The following is an 8,697-nucleotide window of genomic DNA, read 5'->3' as shown; positions in this document are numbered from 1 at the left end:
TGGCGAGCGGGGCGGTGACCCGGCCACGGAAGGGCAGCGCGGTGCACGCGGCGCCGGCGGCCAGGGCGGCCGCGGCGGTGACGACGACGGCGACGGCCGCCCGGGAGGAGCCGAGCGCCGGCCAGATCGCGGCGGACACGGCGGCCGTGGAGCCGGCGACCGTCCCGGCGACCGACTCCACCAGCCGCGGCCGCCCGTCGCGGCGCAGCATCTCCTGGACGAAGGCCGCCGCGACCCCCAGCCCGACGACGACGGCCACGCCGTCGACCGAGCCCGTCACGACGACGACGGCGAGGCTCGCCAGCCCGCACAGGGCGATGACCACCCCCGGACCGGTGGTGACCGGCAGCGACACGAGGCGGGGCCAGCCGGCCGCGAGCAGCCCGACCGTCAGCGCGGCGGCGACGACGAGCGGGGTGTGCCACAGCGCACAGACGGCGAGCACGGCGGCGAGGACCGCCGTCACCACGGCGCGGGTCGAGCTGCCCATCACGGGACCACCTCGACGCGGGCGGGACAGGGCGGGGCGACGGACAGGGTGGGCACCCCACGAGTTTGGCAGATCGCGCAACCGGCCGAGTCGGTCGCACTACAGTGTCCCCGACCAGGAAGAGGTGCGATGGCCACGCTTGTCGTCCTGACCGCAGAGCGTCCCGCCGACGTGCTGCCCTCGCTCACCCTGCTCGACCACCGGGTGCGTGCCGAGCCACTGGCCGCCGGCTCCCTGGTCGACCCGGTCGACGCGGACGTCGTCGTCGTCGACGGCCGGCTGGACCTGCCCACCGCGCGCTCGGTGTGCCGGCTCGCCCAGGACACCGGGCTGGGCGTGCCGGTGCTGCTCGTCCTCACCGAGGGTGGGCTCGCGGCGGTCACCCCGGCGTGGGGCTGCTCGGACATCGTGCTCACCACCGCGGGACCGGCGGAGCTCGCGGCGCGCATCCGGCTGCTCGCCGACCGGCCCGCCGAGCGGGAGCCGGACTCCGACGTCGTGGAGGCCGGCGAGCTGGTCATCGACGCCGCCGCCTACACCGCCCGGGTGCGCGGCCAGGTGCTCAACCTCACCTACAAGGAGTTCGAGCTGCTGCGCCACCTCGCCCAGCACCCCGGCCGGGTGTTCACCCGTGCCCAGCTGCTCGACGAGGTGTGGGGCTACGACTACTACGGCGGCACCCGCACGGTCGACGTCCACATCCGGCGGTTGCGGGCCAAGCTCGGGGCCGAGCACGACCAGCTCATCGGGACGGTGCGCAACGTCGGGTACCGCTTCGTCCCCCGGCCCGCCACGGACTGACCGACCGGCCGACAGGACGCTCACCGGGACCCTGCCCTACGATGGGGAGGCGACGTCGGGTCGTGAATGCCCCGGGCTCCAACACAAGCCGCTACGAGCGGCCTTCGCGCCGACTGGCGCTTCGCGGCCCGGCGTCGCCTCACTCGGACTGTGCCCCGGGACGCCTCCGGTGTCCGAGCACACCGGGCCGGTTGGCTAGAGTGGCCCGGGCCCTCGCGGCCCGTGACCGGGCGTGTCCCGGTGCCTCATCCCCCACTCTCCACCGGAGGTTAGAACCATGTCTCTGCGCCGTTCCGCACTCGCCGCTGCCGCCGCACTCGCGCTGGTGGGCGCCGCCGGGTGCACGGCGGACTCCGTCCTCGACCTCACGGTCGGTGACTGCCTCAACCAGAGCGATCTCGAGGGGGACGAGATCAGCACGGTCAAGGCGCTGGACTGCGAGACCGAGGAGCACGACGCCGAGGTCTACGCCGAGCACGTGTTCACCGAGGACTCCTACCCCGGTGAGGACGCCGTCCACGAGAAGGCGGTCGACGTCTGCACCGAGGAGTTCGAGACCTTCATGGGTGTCTCCTACGCGGAGTCCGCGCTCTACGTCGTGCCGCTCTCCCCCTCCCAGGACAGCTGGGAGGACGCCGACGACCGCACCGCGCTGTGCATCGTCCTGTACGACGAGCCGCAGACCGGCTCCCTCGCGGGCGCGCAGATCTGACCTGGGCGCACTGAGGACTCAGGGCCCCGGGAGCAGCGCTCCGGGGCCCTGAGTCGTCTGTGCCGCATGGCGACCCGTCGTCCGTCCGGCGCCGCTCAGCCGAAGCGTCCGGAGATGTAGTCCTCGGTCGCCTTGTTGGCCGGCGCGGAGAACATCTTCTCGGTGGAGTCCATCTCGATGAGGCGGCCGGGCTTGCCGGTGCCGGCGATGTTGAAGAAGCCGGTGGTGTCCGACACCCGCGCGGCCTGCTGCATGTTGTGGGTGACGATGACGATGGTGTAGTCCTGCTTGAGCTCGTGGATGAGGTCCTCGATGGCCAGCGTGGAGATCGGGTCCAGCGCCGAGCACGGCTCGTCCATGAGGAGCACCTGCGGCTCGACGGCGATCGCCCGGGCGATGCACAGCCGCTGCTGCTGCCCGCCGGAGATCGAGGAGCCGGGCCGGTCGAGGCGGTCCTTGACCTCGTTCCACAGGTTGGCCCCGCGCAGCGCCCGCTCGACGAGGTCGTCGGCGTCCGACTTGGAGATCCGGCGGTTGTTGAGCTTGACCCCGGCCAGGACGTTGTCGCGGATGGACATCGTCGGGAAGGGGTTGGGGCGCTGGAACACCATGCCGACTTGGCGGCGCACCTCGACCGGGTCGACGGTGTCGGCGTACAGGTCCTGCCCGTCGATGAGCGCCTGTCCCTCCACCCGGGCGCCGGGGATGACCTCGTGCATGCGGTTGAGGGTGCGCAGGAAGGTCGACTTGCCGCAGCCCGAAGGCCCGATGAGGGCGGTGACGGAACGGGGCTCGATGACCATGTTGACGCCTTCGACGGCGAGGAAGTCCCCGTAGTAGACGTTGAGGTCCTTGACGTCGATGCGCTTAGACATGTGCGGCGGTCCTTGGGTCTCGTGCGGTGGGACGGGTGGGGCGCGGCATCAGCGGCCCCCCTTGGGGGAGAAGTACCTGCTCACCAGGCGGGCGACGAGGTTGAGCAGCATGACGATGATGATGAGGGTGAGGGCTCCGGCCCAGGCACGGTACTCGCTGGCCCCGCCCTGGGCGTACTGGCGGTAGACGTACACCGGCAGGGTGGCGATGCGGCCGTCGAAGGCGTCGTAGTTCACCGCGTTGGTGATGCCCACGGTGATGAGCAGCGGCGCGGTCTCGCCGATGACGCGGGCGATGGCGATCATGACGCCGGTGGTGATACCCGCGATCGCGGTCCGCAGGACGACCTTGACGATGGTCAGCCACTTCGGCACGCCGAGCGCGTAGGCGGCCTCGCGCAGCTCGTTGGGCACCAGGCGCAGCATCTCCTCCACCGACCGCACGACGACGGGCGTCATGAGGACGGCGAGGGCGATACCGCCGATGAGGGAGGACTTGTACGCCGGGCCGAAGACGACGAGGAAGAGGGTGAAGGCGAACAGGCCGGCGACGATCGAGGGGATGCCGGTCATGACGTCGACGAGCAGGGTGATGGCCCGCTTGATCCGTCCGCCGCCGTACTCGACGAGGTAGATCGCGGTGAAGATGCCCAGCGGGATGGCGATGAGCGAGGCGATGCCGGTGACGTAGACCGTGCCGATGATGGCGTGGTAGGCACCGCCCTCGGTCATCTGCCCGAAGATCCCGACCATGTCGGTGGTGAGGAACTCCCAGCTGAACGCCCGTACCCCACCCGCGACGACCGTCCACACCAGGGTGACGAGGGGCACCATGGCGATGACGAACGCCGTCGTCACGAGCGTGGTGGCGAGCCGGTCCTTGGCCCAGCGGCCCCCCTCGACCTGCCAGGAGATGGCGGTGACGACGGGGGCGTAGATGATGACGGTGAGGAACGCCACGCCCGCCACGGTGGGCTCGGCGGCAACCGTGAGGACCGCCAGGGCGACGGCGACGGAGCCGGCCAGGACGGCCCACGGCGCCCACGAGGGCAGCCGGCGGACCTGGTGCAGAGCCGCGGTGGTCATCGTCAGTTCGCTCCTGAGAACTCGGCGCGTCGCGCGATGATCCACCGCGCGAAGAGGTTCACCCCGAAGGTGAGGATGAACAGGATGAGGCCGGTGGCGATGAGCACGTCGACCCCGGTCCCGCTGGCCTCGGGCAGCTGGGCGGCGATGTTCGCGGCGATCGACTGGTGCTGGCCCGGCTGGAGCAGGAAGAGGTTGATGAGGAAGCCGGGCGACAGCACCATGAGCACGGCCATCGTCTCGCCCAGGGCGCGGCCCATCCCGAGCATCGAGGCGGAGATGATGCCGGAGCGCCCGAAGGGCAGCACGGCCTGGCGGATCATCTCCCACCGGGTGGCGCCGAGGGCGAGGGAGGCCTCCTCGTGCAGCCGGGGCGTCTGGAGGAACACCTCGCGGATGGTGGCGGTGATGATCGGCAGGATCATGATGGCCAGCACGAGCCCGGCGGTGAGGATGTTCCGCGCGGGTGCCTGGTAGTCGGCGAACAGCGGGATCCAGCCCAGGGTGTCGCTCAGCCAGCGGAACAGCGGGTCGATCGTCGGCTGCAGCCACTGGATGCCCCACAGGCCGTAGATGACCGAGGGGATGGCGGCGAGGAGGTCGACGAGGTAGCCCAGCCCCTGCGCCAGGCGCCGGGGCGCGTAGTGCGAGATGAACAGCGCGATGCCGATGCTCAGCGGGACCGCGACGACGAGCGCGATGACCGAGGAGAGCACGGTGCCGAAGAGCAGCGGGCCGACGTACTCCCACAGGCTGCGTCCCTGCATGAAGCCGACCTCGCCCAGCTCCTCACGGGAGGCGACGAGTGCCGGCCACGCGCGGTAGAGGAGGAAGAGCGCGACCGCGGCGAGCACGACGAGGATGACGACCCCGGCCCCGGTGGAGATGCCGGAGAAGATCCGGTTGCCCACCCTGCCGGGGGTGCGGCCGGGGCGGACGACCGGTGACGCGTCGGGCGTGGAGGGGGACGGTGCGGCGGTTGCCACGTGGCCTCCGGCGTGTGTCGAGCGGGCGGTGGACGTGCGTCGGGCGGGTCGGTGCCAGCGAAGCACCGACCCGCCCGCAAGGCTAGCCGGACTCAGCCGGCGACCGTGATCCGGTCGAGCGCGGCGTGGACCTTCTCACGGAGCTCGTCGGAGATCGGGGCCGAGCCCGCGACGTCGGGGCGCGAGGCCCGCTCCTGGCCCTCCGGGCTCGCGACGTACTCGAGGAACGCCTTGACGTTCGCGGCGTCCTGCTCGTTGTCGTAGGTCGAGCAGGCGACCGAGTAGGAGATGAGGACGATCGGGTAGGTGCCCGCCTCGGTGGTGTCGCGCGCGAGGTCGACCGTCAGGCGCAGGTCGGTGGCGTCCTCGGCGGCCGGGGAGGCGTCGACGACGGCCGCGGCGGCCTCCGGGGAGAAGGGCACGTACTCCTCGCCCACGCCGACGGCGATGGTGCCCAGGTCACCGGCGCGGGAGGCGTCGGCGTAGCCGATGGTGCCCTCGGCGCCGGAGACGACGTCGATCATGCCGGAGGTCTGGGCGCCGGACTGGGTGCCCTCGATCGGCCAGGTCTCCACCGCCCCGTAGGTCCACACGTCACCGGCGGCCTCGGCGAGGTAGGCGGTGAAGTTCTCGGTGGTGCCGGAGTCGTCGGAGCGGTTGACCGGGATGATCGGCAGGTCGGGCAGCTCGACATCCGGGTTCGCCTCGGCGATCGCCGGGTCGTTCCAGCTGGTGATCTCACCGGTGAAGACCCCGGCGATGGTCTCCGGGTCCATGTTGATGTGCTCGGCGTCCACGGACGGGAGGTTGTAGATGACGGCGATCGGGCTGATGTACAGCGGCAGCTCGATGACCTCACCGCCGAAGCAGCGGTCGACACCCGCGGCGAGCTCCTCCTCGTCGAGCGTGGAGTCGGTGCCCGCGAAGAGGGTGGTGCCGTTGAGGAACTGCTCCCGGCCGGTGCCCGAGCCGGTCGGGTCGTAGGTGACGGTGACGTCGGGGTGCTGGTCCATGAACCCGGCGATCCAGCCCTGGACGGCGGCCTCCTGCGAGCTCGCACCGGAGCCGGCGATCTCGCCGGAGAGCTCGACCGAGCCGGTGTCGCCCGCGTCGGTCGTGGTGGTGTCCGAGCCGTTGGTGGCGTCGTCCTCGGCGTTGGCGCCGTTCCCGCAGGCCGCGAGGGTGAGCGCGAGGGCGCTCATCGCGGCGATCCCCGCCAGGCGGCGGCTACCTGCAAGCTTCACGTTCAATCCATCCTGTCGTGTGGAGGGCCCGGGACTCCCGGCGGCCGTCTCCGACGCTAGGAACCGCAGGTTTCCACCCGGCGGGCGGCAGATGAACGGGTGGTGAACAGCCGGTGTGGGTTCGATCACGGGCCTATGCTCGGGCCATGGGGGACATCGCGGCCGGCCCCGGCTGGGTCATCGACGGCCAGACGCTGCTGCCGCGGATCGTCGACCTCACCGCGTTCCGGCGCGGGATGGCCGCCGACCCGCTGCGGGACGTGCTCGAGTCGCTGTGGAGCGGACGTCCGGACGACGCCGCCGCCCTGCTGCGGGCGCAGCGGCCCACGCTGCGGGTGCGGGCGCTGCAGGCCGACTGCCACCTCGTCGCCGGGCGGGTGGCGCTCGCCGTCGCCGACTACGGCCGGCTCGTCAACGAGGCCACCGGGACGCCGCAGGAGGCCGTCATCCGGCAGCACTACGGCAAGGCGCTGTTCAGCGCCGGGCGGTACGCCGACGCGGCGGAGCAGTTCGCCCGGGCGCTGGAGCTGCGGGAGCAGGCGGGCGCGGACGAGACGCGCATCGCCTCCAGCCGCCAGGCCCTCGCCGTCGCCCGGCGGGCGGCGGGTGGGGAGACCTGAGCCCGCCTCAGGTCGCGGCGGCCACCGGGGTGAGCGCCTCGGTGTGGGACGGTGCGCGGTGCTTCTCCAGGGCCACGACGACGGCGGCGCGCCCCGGCCGGCGCCCCATGTGGACGACGAGCATCTCCGAGGTCTTGAGCCAGGGGTCGGACTCGGGCACCTGCTTCATGATGCGGTAGGGGGTGTTGACCGCGACCTCGTCCATGATGGTCGGCAGCACCGGCCGGTGGGTGCAGATCGCCACCCCCGGCGCCCGGACCCTGGCCTCCTGCCGGATGAGCTCGCGGGCCTTCTTCGGCTTGGCCCGGTGGGCGTCCTCGGTGATCTCGGGGTGCATCTCGATCTCGACGCCGATCCGCTCGGCGTAGGGCGCGACGGTGTCGACGCAGCGGCGCCACGGGCTGGACAGCACCCGGTCCACGCCGTAGGCCGCGAGCAGGGGGATGAGGCCGCGGGCCTGGGCGTGCCCCACGGGGGTGAGCGGCCGGGTGGACTCCCCGCCCTTCCACGCGGTGCGCTTGCGGGCGCGGGCGTGCCGGACGACGAGCACCGCGTAGGTGTCGAGGCGCTCGTCGCGTCGCTGGTCGACGAGCATGCCCAGCGGCACCCGGTCGCGCTCGTGGGTGAGGAGCCGGGCCGCCTCCTTGACCCCGACCCAGCGCACCTCGTCGATCTCGTCCTTGCTCGCCGGGACCACCGGGGTGCGGGCGCGCAGCGACCGGTCGCCGGGCGGGGCCGGCCGGGCGGCCCAGAAGTGGACCTCCTTGCGGGCGCCGCTGTCGAGCTTGTACCGGACCTTGGGCAGCGGCTGTCCCAGGATGACCGGCACGCCGGTCTCCTCCTCGGTCTCCCGGACCGCGCAGGCGGCGAGCGTCTCGCCGTTCTCCTGCTTGCCCTTGGGCCACGACCAGTCGTCGTAGCGGGGCCGGTGGACCAGGAGCACCTCGAGCTTCTTGCGCTCGTCGAGCCGCCAGACGACGGTCCCGGCCGCCAGGACGGTGCGCCGGCCGCTCATCGGCTCGCTGCCACGCGTCGTCGGGCCCGGGCGATGAGGAGCTCGTGGAGGTCGTCCAGGGGCCGGCCGTCCTCGTCGAACTGGTGCCGCTGCCAGGTGCCGTCGGGCAGCAGGTGCCAGGACGACGTCGTCGGGGCGACGGCGCGGTCGAGCAGGTCGACGAGGAAGCCGACGTGCTCGGCCTGCACGAGCTTGACGAGCACCTCGACCCGGCGGTCGAGGTTGCGGTGCATGAGGTCGGCGCTGCCGATCCACACCTCGGGCAGCTCGTCGTCGCCGGCGAAGGCGAAGATGCGCGAGTGCTCGAGGAAGCGGCCGAGGATCGAGCGGACCCGGATGTTCTCGCTCAGGCCCGGGATCCCGGCGCGCAGTGCGCAGATCCCGCGGACGACGACGTCGACCGGCACCCCGGCCTGGCTGGCGCGGTAGAGCGCGTCGATGACCGCCTCGTCGACGATGGCGTTGACCTTGATCTTGATCCACGCCTCGCGGCCGGCGCGGTGCCCGGCGATCTCCCGCTCGATCCGCTCGATGAGCCCGCTGCGCATCGAGCGCGGGGCGACGAGCAGCCGGCGGTAGCGGGAGCGCGGGGCGTACCCGGAGAGCTGGTTGAACAGCCGGGTGAGGTCCTGGCCGACGTCGGGGTCGCAGGTCATCAGGCCCAGGTCCTCGTAGCCGCGCGCCGTCTTGGGGTGGTAGTTCCCGGTGCCGACGTGGCAGTAGCGGCGCAGCCCGTCCTTCTCGTTGCGGACGACGAGGGAGAGCTTGCAGTGGGTCTTGAGCCCGACGATGCCGTAGACGACGTGGACGCCCGCCTCCTCGAGCTTGCGCGCCCAGGAGATGTTGGCCTCCTCGTCGAAGCGGGCCT

8 protein-coding genes and 2 pseudogenes are annotated in these 8,697 nt (G+C 72.1%); 3 read left to right on the top strand and 7 right to left on the bottom strand.

Annotated elements, in window-relative coordinates:
• A pseudogene (locus Q0195_RS05765) lies at positions 1 to 490 on the bottom strand (hypothetical protein); the annotation flags it as partial.
• A gap of 129 nt (positions 491 to 619) precedes the next feature.
• Here Q0195_RS05765 and Q0195_RS05760 point away from each other — a divergent pair.
• Positions 620 to 1,291: a response regulator transcription factor gene (locus Q0195_RS05760; RefSeq protein ID WP_299275780.1), complete on the top strand. Its 672-nt coding sequence runs from the start codon at positions 620 to 622 to the stop codon at positions 1,289 to 1,291.
• Positions 1,292 to 1,568: 277 nt separating this feature from the next.
• A complete protein-coding gene (locus Q0195_RS05755; protein WP_299275778.1) occupies positions 1,569 to 2,003 on the top strand; it encodes a septum formation family protein in 435 nt (144 codons plus the stop codon).
• A 95-nt stretch (positions 2,004 to 2,098) separates the two neighbouring features.
• On the opposite strand, the gene pstB is transcribed toward Q0195_RS05755, so the two are convergent.
• From pstB to pstS, 4 genes are all read right to left on the bottom strand, one after another.
• On the bottom strand, positions 2,099 to 2,878 hold the full coding sequence (gene pstB, locus Q0195_RS05750) for a phosphate ABC transporter ATP-binding protein PstB (protein ID WP_299275776.1): 780 nt from the start codon (positions 2,876 to 2,878) through the stop codon (positions 2,099 to 2,101).
• Positions 2,879 to 2,926: 48 nt separating this feature from the next.
• A complete protein-coding gene (pstA, locus tag Q0195_RS05745; RefSeq protein WP_299275773.1) occupies positions 2,927 to 3,964 on the bottom strand; it encodes a phosphate ABC transporter permease PstA in 1,038 nt (345 codons plus the stop codon).
• A 2-nt stretch (positions 3,965 to 3,966) separates the two neighbouring features.
• Positions 3,967 to 4,950 carry a phosphate ABC transporter permease subunit PstC gene (pstC, locus tag Q0195_RS05740; protein WP_299275771.1) on the bottom strand — a complete coding sequence of 328 codons (984 nt, stop codon included), beginning with the start codon at positions 4,948 to 4,950 and terminating at the stop codon, positions 3,967 to 3,969.
• Between the two features lie 92 nt (positions 4,951 to 5,042).
• Positions 5,043 to 6,194, bottom strand: coding sequence for a phosphate ABC transporter substrate-binding protein PstS (pstS, locus tag Q0195_RS05735; RefSeq protein WP_299275768.1), 1,152 nt, complete (start codon positions 6,192 to 6,194; stop codon positions 5,043 to 5,045).
• A gap of 146 nt (positions 6,195 to 6,340) precedes the next feature.
• Here pstS and Q0195_RS05730 point away from each other — a divergent pair, with 146 nt between their 5' ends.
• Complete coding sequence (locus Q0195_RS05730; RefSeq protein WP_299275766.1) at positions 6,341 to 6,814, top strand: hypothetical protein; 474 nt, start codon at positions 6,341 to 6,343, stop codon at positions 6,812 to 6,814.
• Positions 6,815 to 6,821: 7 nt separating this feature from the next.
• On the opposite strand, the gene Q0195_RS05725 is transcribed toward Q0195_RS05730, so the two are convergent.
• Positions 6,822 to 7,829, bottom strand: coding sequence for an NUDIX hydrolase (locus Q0195_RS05725; protein ID WP_299275763.1), 1,008 nt, complete (start codon positions 7,827 to 7,829; stop codon positions 6,822 to 6,824).
• A pseudogene (locus Q0195_RS05720) lies at positions 7,826 to 8,697 on the bottom strand (RNA degradosome polyphosphate kinase); the annotation flags it as partial. The gene Q0195_RS05725 and the pseudogene Q0195_RS05720, both read right to left, overlap by 4 nt.

Origin of the sequence: uncultured Georgenia sp., assembly GCF_937958535.1 — a bacterium.
Lineage (GTDB): Bacteria > Actinomycetota > Actinomycetes > Actinomycetales > Actinomycetaceae > Oceanitalea.
Note: the sequence above shows the minus strand (reverse complement) of the source record. Positions and strands in the feature narration are given on the sequence as shown.

What these genes read in the sequence shown, in the direction of transcription:
- Q0195_RS05760 (WP_299275780.1), top strand. Translation starts at nt 620, where the DNA reads ATGGCCACGCTTGTCGTCCTGACCGCAGAGCGTCCCGCCGACGTGCTG.
- pstB (WP_299275776.1), bottom strand. Translation starts at nt 2,878, where the DNA reads ATGTCTAAGCGCATCGACGTCAAGGACCTCAACGTCTACTACGGGGAC.
- Q0195_RS05725 (WP_299275763.1), bottom strand. Translation starts at nt 7,829, where the DNA reads ATGAGCGGCCGGCGCACCGTCCTGGCGGCCGGGACCGTCGTCTGGCGG.
- Q0195_RS05755 (WP_299275778.1), top strand. Translation starts at nt 1,569, where the DNA reads ATGTCTCTGCGCCGTTCCGCACTCGCCGCTGCCGCCGCACTCGCGCTG.
- Q0195_RS05730 (WP_299275766.1), top strand. Translation starts at nt 6,341, where the DNA reads ATGGGGGACATCGCGGCCGGCCCCGGCTGGGTCATCGACGGCCAGACG.
- pstA (WP_299275773.1), bottom strand. Translation starts at nt 3,964, where the DNA reads ATGACCACCGCGGCTCTGCACCAGGTCCGCCGGCTGCCCTCGTGGGCG.